The sequence below is a fragment of the Blautia sp. HCP3S3_B11 genome (assembly GCF_052064435.1).
Classification (GTDB): domain Bacteria; phylum Bacillota; class Clostridia; order Lachnospirales; family Lachnospiraceae; genus Blautia_A.
This window is the reverse complement of record NZ_JBQHVP010000017.1, coordinates 53,998-75,152: the sequence shown is the minus strand read 5'-3', so window position 1 is coordinate 75,152 and position 21,155 is coordinate 53,998. Positions and strand designations below refer to the sequence as shown.

13 protein-coding genes are annotated in these 21,155 nt (G+C 37.8%); 6 read left to right on the top strand and 7 right to left on the bottom strand.

Features of this window, described 5'->3' with window-relative positions:
* Positions 1–63: 63 nt before the first annotated feature.
* The gene (locus ACTNC0_RS13865) at positions 64–243 is read right to left on the bottom strand and encodes a hypothetical protein (RefSeq protein WP_441087834.1); all 180 of its coding nucleotides are present in this window, start codon (positions 241–243) and stop codon (positions 64–66) included.
* 510 nt (positions 244–753) lie between these two features.
* Here ACTNC0_RS13865 and ACTNC0_RS13860 point away from each other — a divergent pair.
* Positions 754–1,449, top strand: a complete 696-nt coding sequence (locus tag ACTNC0_RS13860; protein WP_441087833.1) for an ATP-binding protein — start codon at positions 754–756, stop codon at positions 1,447–1,449.
* A gap of 117 nt (positions 1,450–1,566) precedes the next feature.
* Here ACTNC0_RS13860 and ACTNC0_RS13855 read toward each other — a convergent pair whose 3' ends face one another.
* On the bottom strand, positions 1,567–2,427 hold the full coding sequence (locus ACTNC0_RS13855; protein WP_117846219.1) for an FKBP-type peptidyl-prolyl cis-trans isomerase: 861 nt from the start codon (positions 2,425–2,427) through the stop codon (positions 1,567–1,569).
* 162 nt (positions 2,428–2,589) lie between these two features.
* On the opposite strand from ACTNC0_RS13855, the gene ACTNC0_RS13850 reads away from it, so the two are divergent.
* Positions 2,590–3,579: an N-acetylmuramoyl-L-alanine amidase gene (locus ACTNC0_RS13850; protein WP_118247625.1), complete on the top strand. Its 990-nt coding sequence runs from the start codon at positions 2,590–2,592 to the stop codon at positions 3,577–3,579.
* Positions 3,580–3,637: 58 nt separating this feature from the next.
* Positions 3,638–5,272: an AAA family ATPase gene (locus ACTNC0_RS13845; RefSeq protein WP_441087832.1), complete on the top strand. Its 1,635-nt coding sequence runs from the start codon at positions 3,638–3,640 to the stop codon at positions 5,270–5,272.
* A 171-nt stretch (positions 5,273–5,443) separates the two neighbouring features.
* Here ACTNC0_RS13845 and ACTNC0_RS13840 read toward each other — a convergent pair whose 3' ends face one another.
* On the bottom strand, positions 5,444–6,079 hold the full coding sequence (locus tag ACTNC0_RS13840) for an AAA family ATPase (protein WP_441087831.1): 636 nt from the start codon (positions 6,077–6,079) through the stop codon (positions 5,444–5,446).
* Between the two features lie 407 nt (positions 6,080–6,486).
* On the bottom strand, positions 6,487–10,908 hold the full coding sequence (locus ACTNC0_RS13835) for a hypothetical protein (RefSeq protein WP_441087830.1): 4,422 nt from the start codon (positions 10,906–10,908) through the stop codon (positions 6,487–6,489).
* Between the two features lie 376 nt (positions 10,909–11,284).
* Here ACTNC0_RS13835 and ACTNC0_RS13830 point away from each other — a divergent pair, with 376 nt between their 5' ends.
* Positions 11,285–12,856, top strand: a complete 1,572-nt coding sequence (locus ACTNC0_RS13830; RefSeq protein ID WP_441087829.1) for an AAA family ATPase — start codon at positions 11,285–11,287, stop codon at positions 12,854–12,856.
* 329 nt (positions 12,857–13,185) lie between these two features.
* Here the strand turns inward: ACTNC0_RS13830 and ACTNC0_RS13825 are convergent, their stop codons facing one another.
* Positions 13,186–14,169 (bottom strand): PD-(D/E)XK nuclease family transposase, encoded by a 984-nt coding sequence (locus ACTNC0_RS13825; RefSeq protein ID WP_441087828.1) that lies wholly within the window; start codon positions 14,167–14,169, stop codon positions 13,186–13,188.
* A 287-nt stretch (positions 14,170–14,456) separates the two neighbouring features.
* On the opposite strand from ACTNC0_RS13825, the gene ACTNC0_RS13820 reads away from it, so the two are divergent.
* Complete coding sequence (locus ACTNC0_RS13820; protein WP_441087827.1) at positions 14,457–15,962, top strand: hypothetical protein; 1,506 nt, start codon at positions 14,457–14,459, stop codon at positions 15,960–15,962.
* A gap of 80 nt (positions 15,963–16,042) precedes the next feature.
* On the opposite strand, the gene ACTNC0_RS13815 is transcribed toward ACTNC0_RS13820, so the two are convergent.
* Entirely contained in the window at positions 16,043–17,302 is a 1,260-nt protein-coding gene (locus tag ACTNC0_RS13815; RefSeq protein ID WP_441087826.1) for an IS110 family transposase, read from the bottom strand.
* 996 nt (positions 17,303–18,298) lie between these two features.
* Between ACTNC0_RS13815 and ACTNC0_RS13810 the strand changes: the two genes are divergently transcribed.
* Entirely contained in the window at positions 18,299–20,071 is a 1,773-nt protein-coding gene (locus tag ACTNC0_RS13810; RefSeq protein ID WP_441087825.1) for a hypothetical protein, read from the top strand.
* A 519-nt stretch (positions 20,072–20,590) separates the two neighbouring features.
* Here ACTNC0_RS13810 and ACTNC0_RS13805 read toward each other — a convergent pair.
* Positions 20,591–20,788 (bottom strand): hypothetical protein, encoded by a 198-nt coding sequence (locus ACTNC0_RS13805; RefSeq protein ID WP_441087824.1) that lies wholly within the window; start codon positions 20,786–20,788, stop codon positions 20,591–20,593.
* Positions 20,789–21,155: the final 367 nt, after the last annotated feature.

Below are 21,155 nucleotides of genomic sequence, written 5' to 3'. Positions count from 1 at the left end.
TACATTTACCTTTTTAACGTTTGACCACTGGCTGAATACTTTCTTACCATTCTCATCACGTTTTCAAGCGTGGCAGTATGCATAGTACTGTCCCTGACCTACATATTCAAATGTAGGCTCAGTCTTAACCTGGTTCTTGTTTACTGCATCATAATCTTTGTTTGTGATGCAGTCGCGGTCTGTAGAGATTACATAGTCGTAACCTGCAGCACCTTCGGACTCACCGGAAAGGATTACAGTCACATCTGCGTTTGCAAGCCTTTCTTTTTAGAAAATTAAAACGGATTCCTAAAAGGGAGCCCCAGTCTTGATTGACTGGGGCTCTTCTCATATTCATTATACAACACAAACGATAGAGAGGTGTCTTTCATTTATGCAAAATCACGAACTTGCTCATTTATAGTTTATAAGAGTCAATCGGATATTCGCAATCCGCTTTCGCTACTTGCTCATAACCAAATAACTGCTTCGCAGTTTATCAGAAGGGGCTTGTACCCCTTCTGATACAAGCAAGTCCCCACCCACTGCTTATTGCTCTTCGCAATTGAAGCAGGGGACTTACTTGATTTGGTTAAAATGCTATAGTTATATTTTTTATATTTATATACTGTGTTAAGCGAAGCTGCCATATATTTAAATATAATAGTGATTAAATCGTTGCATCTTATTTGGAACGCAAATATTATCGTTGCATTTCATTCGAAACGAAAAATAAATCGTTGCATTTCAATCAAATCCGGGTGAATTGAACAATTGACAAAGGATATTTTAAAAACGTTAGAATTATATTCTGACCAGAATGGGTTTAATAATGCAGCAGCACTTCTGGCTGATAATAACCATTTTAAGGGAATCGACATTATCCGATTCGGGGACAGTATAGATGAGATCATGGAAAGAAAAAGTGTTGATAAGATTCCGGAAAAGGCGTTCAGAGAGGCCGTTGCAAATGCACTTGTTCACCGCATGTGGGATATCCCGGCCTCCATAAAAATCAGCATGTATCCTGATAAAATAGAGATCAGTTCTCCAGGAGGACTTCCGGCAGGACTCAGTGAAGATGAGTATTTAAATGGACAGATCTCACTTCTTGGAAATCCTATTATTGGAAATGTTTTCTTCCGGTTAAAGTACATTGAGAAATTTGGCACGAGAATTATGCGTATTAATTATGCATATAAAAACATACTCGTAAAACCGGAGTATCGTATTTTTTCTAATTCAATCAGAATTATTCTCCCGGTTATTAAGAGCGATTACAAATTAAATGAAGCAGAAAAAAGACTGATAAATATTTTGACAGATAGTGGAAGCATGACCAGAAATGAAGTCGAGAAGGCAGCTGAAATGGAAAAAAGCAAAACAATCCGTATACTGAATGGATTGATTGATAAAAATATAATCCAGAAAAAAGGAATGGGACGTGCCACCAAATACGAATTAAAATAAATAAAAACAGATTACATGCTTTTGGATAAACTGTACCAATTTCTCAATTATTAGATTTGGAAATCCAATTTAAAGGGCTATCTTAAAAGCTGTAATCTGTTTTTATTTTATTTTGTTTTATTTCACTTCAACCAGTTCGATTCTGAAATTCAGTTCTTTTCCAGCCATTTCATGGTTGGCGTCAAAGGTGATATTCTTTTCGTCCTTGGCGGTTACTTTAACCGGGAATGGCTGTCCGTACTGGTTGGACAGGTATACCTGCTGGCCTACAGTAAGGTCTTCTGAACCTGGCAGCTGTGCGATTTCCATGGTAAAGATTGCATTCGGATCAGCCATGCCATAAGCTTCTTCCGGCATCAGATGAACATCTACGATCTGTCCGACTTCCATATCTGCTACAGCAGCATCAAAACCTTTGATCATCTGACCAGCACCGCAGATGAATTCCAGCGGTTCTCCGCGGTCATAGGAAGAATCAAACTGTGTTCCGTCATTAAAGGTTCCTCTGTAATGTGTACGGCAGGTTTTACCCACGTTGCGTCCGGTGATGGTGCTCTGTGCTCCACAGCTTCCACCACAGCCACTGCCGCAGCTCTCTCCACAGGAATGTCCTTCTTCGTGAGAACCGCAGGAATGACCATCCTCATGGTGATGATCACAATTTGCACCAGAAGAAATTAATTCACCTTTCAGGTAAAAATCTACCGCCTCATCCGCATCTCCCTGAACACCTGAGTATAATTCGATTCCAGCATCTGCAAGAGCAGCCTGAGCTCCGCCTCCGATGCCGCCACAGATCAGCACTTCAACATTCTGTCCGGCAAGTAATCCAGCTAAAGCACCGTGACCGCTGCCGTTAGATTCAATGATCTCGCTTGAAACGATCTGATCGTTTTCTACTTCATACACCTTAAAAGTCTCAGTTTTTCCAAAGTGCTGAAAAATAGTTCCATTGTCATAAGTTACTGCAATTTTCATGTGAAAAATCCTCCAAATTTATTACAAATATCGTTCAGACCAGTATAGCCTGTGGGCGCAATAAAATCAAGTAATATAAGACTTTTTGTACTGGTATGTATGCTTTGCGTCTGATAAAATAAAACTACATAACAAAGTAGTAGAAAGAAGGGAATGAAATTTATGAAAAGAAAAAAGAAAACATGGATAGTTTGGCTGATGTGTCTCTTACTTTGTGTCGCGTCTTTGCCAGCTGTAAGCTTTAAAGACGTTCAGGCGGCTTCTGTGAGCAGTGAATTTACAGGATGGAAAACGGTGAATGGAAAGAAATATTATTACCAAAATGGTACAAAGCTCACTGGCCTGCACAAAATCGGTAAATATTATTATGGCTTTGCATCTGACGGAACGATGCTGACAGGATGGAATTATATCAAAAAACATTATCGTTATTTTGCAAAGCTGTCCGGAAGAATGCGTACCAGCCAGACGATTCAGGGAAGAAAAATCGATAGTAAAGGTGTCTGGACACCGGTTATCGTTTTGGATCCCGGACATTCCGGAATTGTTGCAGGCGGTTATGAGCCCCTCGGACCTGGTTCCAGTCAGACGAAGTCAAAAGACACTTCCGGAACGCAGGGCGTTGCGACTGGTGTGGAGGAATATAAGCTGACATTAAACATCGGACTTCAGCTACGCTCTTTACTTCGGGACAGGGGCTGTAAAGTAGTCATGACTCGCACGAACAGCAAGGTTGCATTAAGCTGCATCGACCGTGCCAGAATAGCAAATAAAGCAAAAGCAGATGCATATATCAGACTGCATGCCAATGGAAGTGACAATTCCTATGTAACCGGAGCGATGACTATCTGCACCACCAAAAACAGCCCTTATATTGCGTCCATGTACAAAAAGAATAAATCCCTGTCTAACGCCGTTTTGAATGCTTACGTGTCTGCCACAGGATGCCGGAAAGAGTATATCTGGGAAACAGATTCCATGTCTGGAAATAACTGGAGCAAAGTTCCGACAACACTGATTGAAATGGGGTATATGAGCAACCCATCCGAAGACCGCCTCATGCAGCAGACTTCCTACCAGAAAAAAATGGTCAGGGGAATTGCAAAAGGAATTGAGAATTATCTGACAGATTTGTCGAAATCTTTAAGCTGACAAATATTCCTAAACAATGTTATAATCCATTTAAGGGAACATTTTATTCATTATCAATATGAAGAAGGTGAGTGCAGATATGGCAATGTTTTTGAATAATTCATACCCATATAAAAGGTATAAAAAGATATCCAACACAACATATTTTATAGATAAGTCCTGCATATTAGACGATATATTAAGATGTATGGAAGAAGAAACTCAGTATATCTGTATCACCAGACCGCGCAGGTTTGGAAAAACAGTCATGGCCAATATGCTTGGTGCATTCCTTGGAAGATCCTGGAATTCTTCAGATATCTTTGACCACTTAAAGATCTCCTCTTCTGAAAGATATTCCAGATATCGAAATCAATACGATATTATCTATATCGATTTCAGCAGACTTCCAGAAAATTGTGTATCTTATCAGCAGTATATAGACCGTATCATTAGTGGACTGAAAAAAGATCTGCTAAATGCTTATCCGGAATCTGCTTTAGATTCTGATCTTTCCATATGGGACATGCTCTCAATGATCTCGGATCAGTCGGATTGCTCTTTTGTATTTATTATGGATGAGTGGGACGCGGTATTTCATATGCCGTTTATTACCGAAAAAGATAAGGCAGAATACATTCTTTTTCTGAAAGCTTTATTAAAAGATCAGGATTATGTTGCACTGGCATATATCACAGGTATTCTTCCAATTGCTAAATATTCCAGCGGATCAGAGTTAAATATGTTTATGGAATTCAAAATGACATCCATGGAAATGTTTGGTGAATATTTTGGATTTACAGATGATGAGGTAGACTATTTATATGAAAAATACAGCCAGTCATACGAGAATCCACACGTATCACGGATGGGTCTGCAAGAATGGTATGATGGGTATTTCACAATAGCTGGAAAACGCCTGTATAATCCAAGGTCTGTAGTAATGGCTCTCAGCTTTAACCAGCTGTCTAACTACTGGACCAGTTCCGGACCTTATGATGAGATATTTTATTATATCCGTAATGATATTGATCAGATTCGAAATGACCTGGCACTGATGATTGCCGGCGAAGGCGTTACAGCAAAAATAGATGAATTTGCAGCATCTGCAATGAATCTTCAAACCAGAAATCAAATATATTCTGCAATGGTTGTATATGGACTGCTTACGTTTACCGACGGGAAAGTTTATATTCCTAACAGAGAACTGATGCTGAAATATGAAGAACTGCTCCAAAACGAAAAAAGTTTAGGTTATGTATATCAGCTGGCTCATATTTCGGAACAGATGCTTAATGCAACACTGTCAGGAGATACGAAAAAAATGGCAGAGATTCTTCAGTATGCACATAATACAGAAACTCCAATTCTGTCATATAACAATGAAGTAGAACTGTCTGCTATTGTGAATCTGGTATATCTTTCCGCACGGGACAGATACCGTGTTGAACGGGAAGATAAAGCAGGCAGGGGTTTTGTTGACTTTATCTTTTACCCATATAAGGCAAATGATACCTGTATTATCCTTGAATTAAAAGTAGGTCATTCTCCAGAACAGGCTATTCAGCAGATCAAGGATAAACAGTATATCCTGAGATTTCAGGGAAAACTTGGTGAAACACCTAAATATACAGGAAAAGTACTTGGCGTTGGAATAAGCTATGACAAAGATACCAAAGAACATAAATGTATCATAGAGACTTTGTCAAAATAAGTGTGCGATTCGCAAACTTTCTATATATCAGACGGTATAGATTGTCATACAGTCCTATATATGAGAAGAACCCTGACCAATTAATGCTACGGTTCTTCTCATATGCGCATAAAAATCCAAACTCACAGATAAGAATTCCCATCCAGCTTGAATCTTTTAATTTTAACATGTCTATTCCTCTTTTTTATCACATAAAATTTCCTCAAAAATCGGTGTGAAATCAATATCTTTTATTGCTCCATACTGGCTGATAAAATATTTACTCATATAATCTTCATGCTTACGGACGCCCTTATCACCTGTTGTTCCAAAATCAGATAATGCATATAAAACACTGTCATGTGTATCATCGTCTCTTTCAACAAACTTAATCTCATCCCTCCGGAATAAGTTTGAATTTAAAAAAATCGGATTATGTGTATTAAATACGAGCTGCGCATGATGGATATTTACATCATCATTGTGAAAGACATTAATAATGCTCATCAATGCCATCGGATGAATCGATGCATCAAATTCATCTACCACTAATGTTCCTCCCGTCTGCATTGCTTTAATCACAAGAGGAAACATATTGATAAAACGAATTGTTCCATAAGATTCGAAAATATCTGCTGCAATTGCTGTGGTCTTCTGATCTTTCATATTTTTAAATATAGAATATAATTTCGCATCCGGCTCATCATCACTCACTACATACCCAATTGCATTTGAATTGATTCCGAATAATTTTGCTGCTTCATCGGTTGTCTTTTCAACATAAACTGCTTTTTTCTTCGGATCTGCAAATCTTTTAATCAACTGCATGCAACTGGATATGATGTAGTTCTCGGAACATCTACAAAGAATGTTAACGGAGAAATACGTCCGGTAGAATATGGAACACTTGTTAAGAAGAACATCAAAGACAATGTTGTAACTGCAACATTCAAGAATGTAGACTTTACAAATAATAAAGTTTATTATGCAGGTCTGCACGCATTCAACAGAACTTCTGAAGATGGCAAGAAAGTATTCAGCAAGTGGTCAAATGTAAAACCAGTATCTAAATCTAAAAAATAATCCATTTGGGTAATTAAAACAGATTCCTAAAGAGGGAGCCCCTGCCAGTCAAGGCAGAGGCTCTTCTCAGTATTAAAAACAGGAAAAACCCCGGCTCATGATAGCCGGGGCTTTCCTGTTTTAGGAATCTGTATTTGATCTACCCAAATGGATTATTTTGCTTTTCCTACAGAAATTGCTGTTTTTCTGTATCCCCATTTGCTGAATACTTTCTTTCCATCGTTGGATGATTTGTTATAGGAATGTACACCTGCATAATATTTGCCGTCTGGTACATTGTAGAATGTTGCTGTATAAACATCATCTTCAATGTTCTTAACAACGAGTTTACCATAATCAACAGGACGGTTCTCACCATTTACTTTCTTTACAGCTTCTCCAAGGACTACATCATATCCTTTGGCATCTTTAGATGCTGTAAAGGTAACAGTTACAGTATGGCCGCTTACTTTTACAGTCTTGATGCTTGGTTTGGAAGGTGTTGTAGCATCCACTGTAAATTTCTTGATATTAGACCATGCGCCGAATACCTTCTTGCCATTCTCATCACGTTTCCAAGCGTGGCAGTATGCATAATATGTGCCTTCCTGTACATAGTAGAAGTTTGTGTTTGTCTTAAGAACGTTCTTGCTGATGTCTACACGACCATTTACGTAATCTTCTTCTGTAGCGATTACATAGTCATATCCAACTGCTCCGTCTACATCACCGGAAAGTACAGGTGTTGCAACGTTACCTTTGACTACTACGTTGGAGATCGTTGCTTTGCCAACTTCTGGTTTTGCTTCTACGATGTTGAATGTTACTTTTTTGGAACCTGTGTAGTTCTTATTTCCGTCAACTGGTGTGATAGTTGCTGTTCCAACGCCAACTTCTGTGTTGTCACCATAAGTTACCTGGTAATCAACACCCTCTTTCATAACAACATCTCCGTTGAGTACTGTTAAAGTAGGTTTAATCTGCTGGCCTGTAGCTGTCTGGTCTTTTACTTCTTCAACAGTTACATCTTTCAGGTCTTTAGCTACGATCTTGTAAGTTACAGTGATAGAAGCATTATCGCTGGAATCTCCGCCAAATGTATAGCATTTATTATTTACAAGGCGAAGAATAGCTTTTCCTGTTTCACCAACATTCTGTCCACTTACATATTCTACTGTATAATCTTCGCCTTCTTTAAGAGCTTTTCCACTTGCTGGGTTAGTTACAGTAATCTTGGATTCTGCAACCTTTCCACCAGCATAAACTGCATCTTCAGCTTTTACATCAGCTACAGAGATATCTGCTTTCTTAATTTCGAAACCGAGTTTTACATAACCTGCATACTGTCCGATACCACGGGCAACAACCTTCGGTCCCACATTGTTAATGTCTGTTGCATCACCTTTTCCAGGATTTACGTTGTACTCATAAGTAATTTCGTAATCTTTTCCTTCTACAAGGTTCGGTGAATCTGGTTTGAAAGTTACCTTCGGCTCGATTGCTTCTCCGGTATATGTCTGTGCCGGGATGGATTCTTCAACGAAATGTCCGCTGATACCTTTACCAACAATTGTGAAGCTTCCTTCAAGTGTTCCTTCATAATCACCTTTGCCTGTGATGATAATAGTTGCTGTACCAACTTTAGTATTATTCTTATACTCTACAGTATAATCATAATTCTGTCTCAGAAGGTTGTTGTTTGCATCTACAACATCGAATTCAGTAGTAACTTCTCTGTCGTTGTTATACAGACCGCTTGTCAGGACATAATCAGAATCTTTATATTTGCTTAAATCTGTATAAGTGCTGTTCCAGGAACCTTTTTTCATGATCTTGGCATCTGCAATTGATTTATTCTCAATTGTAAATGTCTTGGATACAGCATCTTTATAACGTCCTTTAGAATCAAAACCTGTGATTGTAACAGTTGCTGTTCCGGCAGAACGGTTATTTGTATAGCTCAGTTTATAGTCAGTACCTTCTACAAGTGTATAGGAACCATCTGTAACTGTAACCTTTGGCTCAATTAATTTTCCATTATATTTCTGGCTTGCAATATCTGCAACTTTGATACTTTCTGACTTTAAGCTCTTTGGAGTGATATTTGCCTTATACTCTTTATAACCATAGTAGTTTCCATCATATACGGAAATACGGCTGGTGCCATTCATAATTTGGGAAGTATGAGCAGTCATTTCCAGAGTGAACAGACCTTTTTCTGTTGTTACATCCTTTACATTGTTTACATAATAGCTGTCATAAGTGTAATCAATAGTATCTTTTAATGTATTTCCTTTTGTATCTTTAAACTGTAATGCCTTTACCTGGTCTGCATAAGTAGTCATTGCATTGGCGTCTGTGGCAGACGGGTTAAAAGTAATGGCTCCTGTAGTGGTGATTTCATCAATGTTTCTCTGGTTGATTGCAAAACGTACAGGTGTTGTCTGTCCGGAATATTTTCCTTTGAATACAAGATATACCTGTGGTGCCTGTGGGTCGTCATTATCTGGATAAAAGTCATTTCCTTCCTGTGAGTAATGAGTTACGCCATTAATCTCTTCACGGTAAAGATCAATGCTATTTGAGTCCAGAAGTGCCCCAGTTTTATTTTTTAATAAATATGCATTTACATTATTCTTGTAAACGATATCGAAATCAACGCCCACTTCAAGATCATCTGAGAATACTTTTCGTACATCCCAAACGCTAATATTATTAGCCCTAGCTACATCAGTAGCAGTAATTTTGTCAAGACGTTCATTTGAAGGTTTACCTGCTCCACCAAAAGTAATCTCTTTTCCTGTGTAGTCCTGAGAAGAAACTACGCTGGCTACATAGTTTGTTAAGTATGTAGAAAGATTTGTTCCAACAGTTGTGAAGTCCGACTTAACACTTCCATAATAATTACCAGTAGTTTTATCTTTTTCTCCTGTTGCAGTTACTTCTACCTGGCATTTTTGTCCAGATACATCATAAATACCATCTTTGTCGTATGTGTAGTCTTCATCAGGAATGAGTACATAACCCTTCTGATCAACTACTACAAAATGAGTCTTTGTGGTATCTTTTACATCAACACCGGCAACTAATTTCTCACCTTTAATAACTGGCTTTCCAGTCCATACAACCTTGCAGTTTTCCATGCTGCGGGCTACAATATTGAATTCTACTGTTGTCTTGGTTCCGGTAAATATACCGCGTCCAATAAGATCTACTTTATTTTTACCCGCATTAATGCAATCTTCTACATAGTTAATCTTAGTGAAACGTGCAGTTTCTGTCTTGTCAAGTTTTTTAGATGCTACAACGTATTCATCGCCTTCGGCTAAAGTTGCTTTACCGCCAGCCCATGTAACACTTTTGATAACAGGAGCAGCATACTGTCCATCGCCTGCGAACTCAACAGTTTTGCTTTCCAGAGTAACATCGCAGTCAGCGAGGTTGTATTTGCTTAAGTTTACGGTTTCTGTAACTTCACCTGTATAAGCACCCTTTAACTGAACAGTTACAGTACGGATACCTGATTTATCTGGATCCTGTGCTTTTAATTCAAAATCAACGCCTTCTGTTAAAGGTGTATTTCCAAGAACATCTTTCTTTGAAACGGTAATTTTTTTAACTCTTGGCTGAGTATTAACCTCGCTCATGCCAAAGTTTTCATCTTTGTCAATTTTAATATCTTCAGCTGCAATTTGAAGTGGTGCAACTTCATAATTGTTACTTTCTACTTCTTTGATTACCTGATCATTTTTGGAATTTGTAAATTTGGCAATTGTACGAAGTTTTTTTCCGGTAATCTGTACAGTCTCATTATCAGCATTTTTAATTTCTTTTAATGGAGTATATGTTGTTGCAGTAGCATCTTTGATATCAACCCATGCTTCTTTGTCAGTATCATAATACTGCCACTGATATCCCAGAGTTACACCTTCCGGAACTTCTGCACTGTAATCAGCTTTGTTTTTATATCCCCACTGATTGCCTGCTTCATTACTTATGCTTACAGTACCAGTGATAGATTCTGCACTGATTTTTTTTGCTGCTTTAACGGTAGCTAAAGTAATTACTGGATATGTTGTCTGGGAGAAAAATCCACGGATTTTAAGGGTTGCCTTTAATGTATAGGTTCCTTCGTCATTTGCAAAAAAGTTTCCTTCACTGCCAACATTCACTGGAGTTCCATCTGGTCCATACCAAGCTGGGGCGGAATAAATCTCAGCACCATTTTTTGCTTGGAATGTTCCTGTGTAAGATAATGCAGAACCAGTGTCGATAGCTGTATTTTCTACCTCAATCGTAGTTGTATAATAACCTTCACCATCATTTCTGTTCTGTGCATCAGCAGCATTTGTATTATCTTCAACAGCCGGAGCTTCATCAGCAACTGCAGCCTGTGTAGCAGCAGTATCATCTGAAAATTCATCTACTGTTTCAGCAGCCGGTGTTTCTTCGCCAGATGTTACAGCAACGTCTTCGCCAGCGCTGAACTCAGCAGCCCATACCGGCACATTAGAAGTAGCAAGCATTGCAACAACAAGTGACATACTTAATGTCTTTTTTGCCATGCCCTTCTTTGTGTTTTTAATCTTTGTCATGATTATAGTTCCCCTTTGGGTGGTGTACAGGTTCATAAGTGGAAAAATATTTATTGTTTAACGGTTATGGTACATGGATATTGCTTTTGTATTGAGATTTATAAATGATCTTTTACCTATTAATACTACAGTTTTAGACAGTTATAATGCTTTTTGCTTCTTTGATTCGAAATATTAAGATGCCAGAAAGAAGCGTTTAATCAAAGCTGGGATGTGCTTTGTCGAAAACTTAATCTGGCAAGTATAATCATGATTTGTTATAATATTTTGTATCAGTAATATATGGTTCTTAAAGAGAATGATAATGGCATGAAGGATATCTGAATCATGACAAGATATAATATAATACTATTTTAAGAAGGGGTGATTTTCTGTTATGGGATTATATCTGAATCCAGGTAATGATGGATTTTTTGAATCGGTCTCATCAGAGATTTATATAGACAAAACAGGACTTATTCGGTATACAAATAGAGTATTTCGTACCCGGCAGAAATTTATCTGTGTAAGCCGTCCACGACGGTTTGGAAAATCTATGGCGGCGGAAATGCTGGCAGCGTATTATCAACGAAATTGTAATTCCAGGGAATTATTTGCGGATAAGGACATATCGTCGGATTCTTCGTTTTTGATCCATTTAAATAAGTACAATACTATTTTTCTGAATATGCAGGATTTTTTCAGCCGTACCCACAATATAGATAAAATGTGTACCCTTCTTAGTAAATATGTGCTTCGTGATCTTTTACGTGAATATCCTGATCTGGACTATTTGAATCGGACGGACATTATTGATGTACTGCAGGAGATCTACAGTGAAAGCAGGATTCCGTTTGTCTTTATTATTGATGAATGGGACTGCATTTTCAGAGAAAACAAGAAGGATACGGAAGCGCAGAAAAAATATCTTGATTTTCTGCGTAATCTTTTAAAAGACAGAAATTATGTAGGACTAACCTATATGACGGGAATACTTCCAATCAAAAAATATGGCTCTCATTCTGCATTAAACATGTTTGATGAATTTTCCATGACAAATCCGGGCACTCTTGCTGAATATGTTGGTTTTACAGAGAAAGAAGTAAAAGGTCTGTGCAAACGGTTTGATATGGATTTTGATGAGACCAGACGCTGGTATGATGGTTATTATTTCAAAGAAATGGGACATATCTATAATCCACGTTCAGTTGTAAGTGCAATGCTGAACCGTTCCTTTGATAATTATTGGAATAAAACAGAAACCTTCGAGGCACTTCGGGATTATATTATTATGAACTATAAAGGGCTGAAGGAAAATATCATTGAATTGCTGGCCGGTAAAAGACAGCCTGTTGATGTCAGCTCGTTTAGTAATGACATGACGACCTTTTCGAGCGCCGATGACATATTGACATTATTTATCCATCTTGGATATCTTGGATATGATTTTTCAAAAAAAGAAGTATTTATTCCGAATAGTGAGATTACAACAGAGTTCGTTACCTCCATACGGGATGCAGGATGGCAGGAAGTAATTCTGGCGATAAAGAATTCTGAAGAATTGCTTCAGGCAACATGGAAAAGGGAAAATGAGACAGTCGCAGAGAAAATCCAGGAAGCACATTTTGAAACGTCTATACTGACATATAATGACGAAAATGCACTGGCATGCGTAATTTCTCTTGCATATTATAGCGCACGGACTTATTACACTGAAATAAGAGAGCTGCCGTCCGGAAAGGGTTTTGCAGATATTGTATATCTTCCGCGAAAAGAGCATCGGGATAAACCAGCTATGATCATTGAATTGAAATGGAATAAGGATGCAGAAAGTGCTATCAATCAGATAAAAGAGCGTAATTATCCACATACTTTAAAAGACTACCAGGGGAATCTGCTGATGGTAGGAATTAATTATAACTCGAAAACGAAAGTACATGAATGTCTGATTGAACGGTTAGCTATATAATCAAAAACATAAAAAATATCCAGACTGGACAGAAACTTATCTGCGTGGTCTGGATATTTAAGGTGCATATGCAGTCCGTCCCGTGTACTTACTTTGTTTTGCTTACACTGGAAAGATGTGGTAGAAACCTTCATTAGGTTTTTCGCTGTAACATCTTTACTGGCGTTAAAACTTTTACAGGTACTGATTGTTGCCTGGATACCCTCTAACCGTCCTTCTCGCCTTCATTCATTAACTCTTTCAATGCAGTACACATATAAACTCCTTTCCGTTCTGATTCTAAAGTGTACCTAAAGTATTGAACAAAGATTCTTACATTAAATTCTCAGCTAACAGTATCCCATAGATCTGGCCATTTCTTCTAATTTATCTGTAGCAAACCCTGTATATTTCACAATCTTGTCAATGGGTTCTTTATCTTTGAGCATCATCTTGGCAAGATCCAGATTTTTCTGTTCGATGCCCTGTTCGATTCCTTGTTCCACAAGCGCTTTTCCCAGATTACACATATCCTGCACCTCACTTTCGAATTCTTCTGTCATGGCAATGCCAAAATCTTCCTGGAGACGTTTTTTCTTTATTTCAGAAGATACACTAAGAGAAAAGAGAGTGTTCAGAAGATCCAGAATCTCCAAATCACTTTCTTTATCTGCATCACCTAAATTTACGATGACAACTTCCATAAGATCGTAATTGTCTGGAGTCTCCCAGGCTTTTCCCCACACCGGATCCTGTACAGTACGATATCTGAAAATCCCATTTCTACGCTTCTTTGCAGGATCCGGACAGATCCAGATACTGTAAACTTTCTGGAGCTTTTCATAATGTTCCCCGGTAAAAACAGTTCCATACTGTTCAGATATCATCCTTGCGCAGTAATAAAAACCTTTGGTGACCAGTGGGTATCCTGGAGTGTCGTTTAACTGAATCTCCAAATTGATGATCATTTGTAAAGGTTCTTCGTTATCAGGAATATATGCCTTAAATCGAATATCATAATACACCGTCTGATCTTTGATTGAGTTAGCCTCGGAATTGAGACTGCTTATCTGTTCATTTCCATTCAGCATTTCATCGCGGTCAAGCTGCTCCTGATGTACTGCGCGGCTGGAAACTTCGATGTCATCCCTCAGACAATTATTACAAATAAATCTGACACTGTATTGAGAAAACTCTTTCGTACAGGATTTGAGAATCCAGGCAACAATTGCCTTGTAAGTTAGTAATTTCTTAGCGCATTCATCATACCTTGCACGACTTGCAGCAAGGTCTATCGTCTGCGCCAGATTGGTTTGGCGTACGATGGGTGTCACCTCCTGACATATATTTTGTACTTATATTTTATCAGAACAATTGTTTATTTGCCAGAAGAACTTCTCGACAAACATCAGGAACCAACACTTGCCCTCTGCCAGTTTTGCCGGATATCTTTGGTTAGAGCTACTATGCTTGTATATAACTGTATAAAATCAAAATATTATGGGATAAAACACCATTTATAAATCTCAATACAAGAACAATCTATCCGTATCATCACTATTAAACAGAAAATACTTTTCCATTTATGAACCTGTACACCACCCAAAGGGGAACTATAATCATGACAAAGATTAAAAACACAAAGAAGGGCATGGCTAAAAAGACATTAAGTATGTCTCTTGTAGTTGCAATGCTTGCTACTTCTAATGTGCCGGTATGGGCTGCTGAGTTCAGTGATGGATCTGACGATGTTGCTACTCAGGCAGAAACATTCACTGATGAAACAGAAGCTACTCCGGTTGTAGAAGATACTACTGCTGACGTTGCAACAGAATCTGTTAGCAACAACGCATATAGTGTAACACCTACATTTGAAAATTTACCAACTAACAAAACTGTAGTATGGACAGCATCTCAGTCTAGTACTGAAGATAATAAAAAAGTAACAGCTGAGTTTACAGTATCTGCTGCAGAAGGCACAAAAACTGAAGGTATCTCCTACTATTATGCATGGAAGATTGGTGATGTTGCTGCAGAAGAAACGGAATTTTATTTAGGTGACAAAGAGACAGCTACCCTCATATTGAGCGCTGCGGATGCAGGAAAAACAGCCGTCCTTTGTATTTATGCAAAAGATAATACAGGAAAGAATGTATGGCATTACACATCAGATGAAATTCAGATTAAGGCTGCACAGGATAGCGCCTTAGAAGGTATTACAATTTCAGATGACTGGAAAAAACGTACTTATAATGGAGAAGAGCAGGTTATTGACGCAGATGGTCTTTCTTGGGGTAGCATAGAAGAAGATCAGAAAAAGTATTACAAGATTTCTGTAAGTGGAAATACAAAAAGTGTAACTGATGATGGTGTTACAGTTACTATTGAATCTCAGAAGCCAGGATATACCGGAAGCAAAACTTTAAAATATGAAATTGCCCCATTGGAATTAGATGGAACAGGTGAAAAATTAATTTCTAAACACTTTGAAGCAACATTAAAAACAACTAATTTTACATATACTGGAAAAGTTATCAGAGTAAAAGCTTCTGATGTTACTTTGATTGATAAAGACACTAAAGAAAATTTATCCGGATATTTAAAAGCTGATGACAAAGGATATGTTTCTTTGGCAAAAACTAATGTTCAGGGTGCTGGGGAAGTTGCGCTTCGATTAAATCTTATTACTGGTCAGCCTGAAAGCGGAAGTAAAAATTATTCTATCGCAGCAGTTGGCACTCCATTAGGAGCGAGTGATGCAGATGGATATAGAACAGTTGAAACTTCCAATAAAGCTACAGTTGCAGTACGTGACCTGTCTACTGTAGATGTTGCAATCAAAGCAAAAGCTATTCCAGCTGCAAATACAACAGTTACCTTATCAGAAGCAGATGTTACTTTTACAGATAAGACGACTAAAGAAACTTTAGATTTATTTGATGATGTTGATTTAACAATCCCAAAAACAGCTACTTCTAAAGGTTCTTATGATGTAACTATTGAGCCAAAAACAGCACATGATAATGTAACTGGAAAAACTACTGCAAAATTAAACCTTGTTGCAGCAGATATTTCTCCAGCAACTTTCACTGGTTCTGAAGTGACTAAGTTTGAAACAAATAAGTAGAAGACAATTAAGAAATAAAGGACATAGCAAATAAACCATCTTTCGGTGGTTTGAAAATCAAATATAGGCACAACACCTAATCAGGTAACAGGAACAGTATCATCTTTGATGACATATCCTCGTTGTTTCAGCAGATTAAGTGCCTGTGAAGTGGTCAATACTTTTGAAGCGTTCACAGGATGTGACTCAAGAAAGCCTTCCGGTGTATATGGCTTTAAATCTGTGAGTATGTGCCAGATAGCGGTCAGGATCATACGACAGATGGCAATGATAGCTTTCTTGTGCCCTCGGCGTGCTTTTATACGTCGATAACGAGTAGTAAATTCAGGATGTTTCTTGGATTTAATTAAAGCATTTGCAACTTGCACCAAAACTGGTTTAAAATAGGAACCAGCACGGGAAATCCTAGTGGATTTGATTTTATGATTGCTTTGATCATTACGAGGACAACATCCAGCCCATGATACGAGGTTTTTAGCTGTGGGGAAGACAGACATATCACCTCCGATTTCAGAGAGCACCTGAATAGCAGTCAATGGGTTCTTATCGAATCCTGGTACAGTTCGTATAAGATTGAGAATGCTTTCATACTTATCACTGAGACGAAAGATTTCCCGTTCTATTTCTGCTTGATGCTTTTCTAATTCATCGATGTGATTCAGACATTGTCTAAGTTTTACAGCCTGTTCCATAGAAATAGCACCATCAACAGCAGCCTGTATTTCTTCAATAGGAGTTTTACACCTGCCGTCAACAAAAGGTGCCACATCAAAAGTTTCCCCAGGGTGTTGTAAAATCTGTTCCGTGATGGAACGTGAAGATTTCCCAAATACATCAGAAAAGACATCGTCAAGTTTAAAGTTGGATACAGTAAGACAATTCTGAGCACGGTTTTTTTCACCGGTAATCATACAGGTAAGTTTGAAACGATATCTTACAAGATCTCTTAACTGACGAATATCAGCTGGTGGTATAAAGGAAGGCTTGACCATACCACACATATATAGATCGCAGATCCATTTCGCGTCTTTGCGGTCAGTCTTATTTCCTTTTTGTGGTTTGGTATATTTAGGATGAGACAGAGTAACCCATAAGTTATTCTTCTCTAAGATATTGAAAACTGGAATCCAATACTTGCCGGTAGATTCCATGCACACATCGTTACAGTTATATTTAACAAGCCAGTCACACAACTCTTGCAATCCTTTAGTAAAGGAAGAAAAGCGAGCTTGCTTATATTCTGTACGCCCGTTGGAATCGGTAATACCAATACAGGCATAGATCCAGGTTTTGTGGACATCAAGTCCGCAACAGTTATTTTTGAGAATTTTAAACGACAATAAAATAACCTCCTGATGATTGTAAGTTTAAAACTGACAGTGACTGGTCATCCGGCAAAATCGAGTCGACTTTGGAAGAGATAAGTTTACGGGCTACGTTATGCGCCAATCATTGATGCCTTAACGGATGACCGACAACATATACAAATGCGAGGTCGCCGCTATACAGCCCCGCCACTCACCTCCACGTGTTCTGTAGTGTGTCAGTCTTATAAAAAGATAATATCAGAAGGAAAATAGATTAGATAGCAAAAGGTCAATGCACTAGTTTCATGACGCATTGGTGCCTTTCGCAGAAAGGCGGATTATACAAATGAAGAATATACTGGAGCTGCTATTACAAAAACAGAAAAGCAGTTAGGTTCTTTAACACTCAATGGAAAAGCAATCGATAAGAGCGAATATACAATTGAGTATGCAAATAATACAAATGTTGGTACTGCAAAGCTTATTGTAAAAGGAAAAGGAAGCTTTGAAGGTAGTGAAGCTGTATTCAATTTTGAAATCAATCCAGCAGCCGTAGCAGATGCTACTATTACTGCTAATAAATCCGTAGAAGTAAAAGATACACAGAATGCTTCTGACTACAAAGATAATCTGGGACTTGTTGTTAAAGCAAAAAATGCAAACGGCAAAGAATTTACATTAGTAAATGGAACTGATTATGTAGTTAAATACAGTTATAAAGATGATACTAATAAAGTTGCTGGTGGCACAGTTGTAGCTAATATTACTATTACCAACAAAAACTTTATCAAAGATAACGCTAAGCAGTTTACAAAAGAAGTTCCGATTGCTCAGAGAGCTCTTAAGCCAGAAAACATTAAACTTAAAGAAAATGATTTTACTTACACAGGAAGTGCAATCACTCCAGACTTTGACATTGTTGTTGACGGACATGTTTATGGAAAAGATGATTTTGTATATACATATACAAACAATATAAATGCTGGTACTGCCACTATCACAGTAAAAGGAAAAAGAAATAGTTCAGGTGTGACTAAGTTTGATCCAAACACAGAAGCTAAACTTACTTATGAAATCAAACCAGCTGATGCTTCTAAACTTGTAGGTGTTATTGCATCTGAACAGTACAGAGGATATTCCATTGAAATTCCAGCTGATGGCATCAATCTTAAGTTAGGTGATAATGTTATTGATGTTGAAAAAAATTTCAAACTGACTTATGGCGAGAATCTTAATATTGGTGAAGGTACAGTAACTCTTACACCAAAGAACGGAAACTTTACTGGAACTAAGACTTTAACATTTGATATTGTTGGTTCTAATATCAGCGCAAAAGATGCAATTAAGACTTACGATTCCAACGGAATCGAAACAAACTCAAATTTTTATTATGATGGTTCAGCCCATACATATGCTAAAGCAATTGCCTCTATTACAAATGGTTCTAAGAAACTTGTAGAAGGAACAGATTATGATTTAGTTTATGTAGATAATGTATATGGTAAGAAAACTAAATTCACTGAAACACGTAAAGATGACGATGAACCAGAGACAGTTACTTATTATAAACAGGTTGGAGCAATTCTTGCTGTTGCCAAAGGTACCTATGGTGGAAATTTAACTACTGACGATAAGGAATCTGTAGTAAATGGTATTTATACTGATGCAGCAGGAAATAAAATCAAAAATGTAATTGCAATCAAGACATTTGATATTAGGCCACAGTTCGTATCAAGAAGTTGTATTACTGTAAAAAATGCGACTTATGCTGGCGGCTTAGAATTAAAACCTGTTGTTACAGTCATTGTAAAAGGAGTAACTCTTGTTGAGGGAAAAGATTATGATTTATACATTGAAGGATCTGATCTCTCAAATGTAACTACTGGAAAGACTAATTGGGTAGGTATTAAATTTAAAAACGGCTATTGTGGTTCAACCTACAACAACGAGGAAGTGTACGATTACGGTTATCAGTGGGGAATCGATAAGTTTGATCTTGCAAATGCAGATGTAACGGTTACCGATGGTAAGATTTCTGTTAAATGCGGAAAAGTTGATGTTGATACAACAGAATATACAACAACTGCAAATGGTGATGGAACAACAACTATTACTGCTGCAAAAACAAGTAAGAATTATACCGGAGCTAAGACAGTTAGAACAAACGGAACTACAGACGCTGAAAAGCCAGAAGCTCCTATGATTACTAATGTAAAGGTTACTGGAAACAAGGCAACTGTAATTCTTTCTGGTGAGTCTGATGGCGCTGCAGGTTACGACTATGTAATCTCTACAGACCGTGACTGCATCACAAACAAAGATTATGATGTAGTAAACAAAAACCAGGTTAAGACTGAGTCTACATTTGAATATGTAGGACAGGGAACATATTACGCATACTGCCACGCTTGGAAACGTGACGCTAATGGTAAGAAAGTATTCAGCGACTGGTCAAACGCATATCCATTCGTTGTAAGTGCGATCACACCATCCCAGCCAGTTATCACAAGCGTAAAAGTAAGCGGTTCTACTGTAACTGTAACATATACAAAAGCATCCAATGCTGATGGATATGATGTAGTTCTCGGAACTTCCACAAAGAAAGTTAACGGAGAAACACGTCCGGTAGAATACGGAAAACTTGTTAAAAAGAACATCAAAGGCAATGTTGTAACAGCAACATTCAAGAATGTGAAGAAAGGAACCTACTATGCAGGTCTCCACGCATTCAACAGAACTTCTGAAGACGGAAAGAAAGTATTCAGCCAGTGGTCAAACGTTAAAAAAGTAACTGTAAAATAATCCATTTGGGTAATTAAATACAGATTCCTAAAAAAGAAGGCTCCAGCCATTTTGGCTGGAGTCTTTCTTTTTGGGAAATACATATATTGGGGTCTGACACTCCGAATATAACTCTGGAAAAGTAGTTCCTGCATCTGAATATACTGTAAAATATGCAGATGATAGCTTAACAGTAACAGCGAGCAAAGACTCCAAATATTATACAGGATCACAGACAGTAAAAGTCATTCGTGAGAATGAGGCATCCATTGGTGCACCGGTTATCACTAATGTTCGTGTAACAGGTAACAAGGCTACTGTTGTTCTTGGCGGAGATGCTGCAAATGCTTCCGGTTATGACTATGTAATCTCTACAGACCGTGACTGCATCACAAATAAATATTATACTTCCGTAAACAAAAACCAGGTTAAAACTAACACTATATTTGAATATGTAGATCAGGGACAGTACTATGCATACTGCCATGCTTGGACACGTGATGAGAACGGTAAGAAAGTATTCGGTGAATGGTCCAATGCTTATCCATTCTCTGTAAGCGCAATCACACCATCCCAGCCAGTAATCACAAGCGTTAAAGTAAGTGGTTCTACTGTAACTGTAACATATACAAAAGCATCCAATGCTGACGGATATGATGTAGTTCTCGGAACATCTACAAAGAAAGTTAACGGAGAAACACGTCTGGTAGAATACGGAAAACTTGTTAAGAAGAACATCAAAGGTAATGTTGTAACAGCAACATTCAAGAATGTGAAGAAAGGAACCTACTATGCAGGTCTCCACGCATTCAACAAAACTTCTGAAGATGGCAAGAAAGTATTCAGCCAGTGGTCAAACGTTAAAAAAGTAAATGTAAAATAATCCATTTGGGTAATTAAATACAGATTCCTAAAAAAGAAGGCTCCAGCCATTTTGGCTGGAGTCTTTCTTTTTGGGAAATAAAAAAATGAGAAAGCTGCCTCTCCCGTGACTAATATTAGTTTGCTACTGCACTTTTTTAACCAGATCTTCATTGTATGATATGAAATAATTGAGTATAATGATTACAACTTGTAAATTATATTGTAAAAACGAGGAGTGAAA

Bases quoted from the DNA above. Each gene is read 5' to 3' on its own strand.
- ACTNC0_RS13855 (WP_117846219.1), bottom strand. From the start codon at position 2,427: ATGAAAATTGCAGTAACTTATGACAATGGAACTATTTTTCAGCACTTT.
- ACTNC0_RS13850 (WP_118247625.1), top strand. From the start codon at position 2,590: ATGAAAAGAAAAAAGAAAACATGGATAGTTTGGCTGATGTGTCTCTTA.
- ACTNC0_RS13845 (WP_441087832.1), top strand. From the start codon at position 3,638: ATGAAGAAGGTGAGTGCAGATATGGCAATGTTTTTGAATAATTCATAC.
- ACTNC0_RS13840 (WP_441087831.1), bottom strand. From the start codon at position 6,079: ATGCAGTTGATTAAAAGATTTGCAGATCCGAAGAAAAAAGCAGTTTAT.
- ACTNC0_RS13835 (WP_441087830.1), bottom strand. From the start codon at position 10,908: ATGACAAAGATTAAAAACACAAAGAAGGGCATGGCAAAAAAGACATTA.
- ACTNC0_RS13830 (WP_441087829.1), top strand. From the start codon at position 11,285: ATGGGATTATATCTGAATCCAGGTAATGATGGATTTTTTGAATCGGTC.
- ACTNC0_RS13820 (WP_441087827.1), top strand. From the start codon at position 14,457: ATGACAAAGATTAAAAACACAAAGAAGGGCATGGCTAAAAAGACATTA.
- ACTNC0_RS13805 (WP_441087824.1), bottom strand. From the start codon at position 20,788: ATGTTCTTCTTAACAAGTTTTCCGTATTCTACCAGACGTGTTTCTCCG.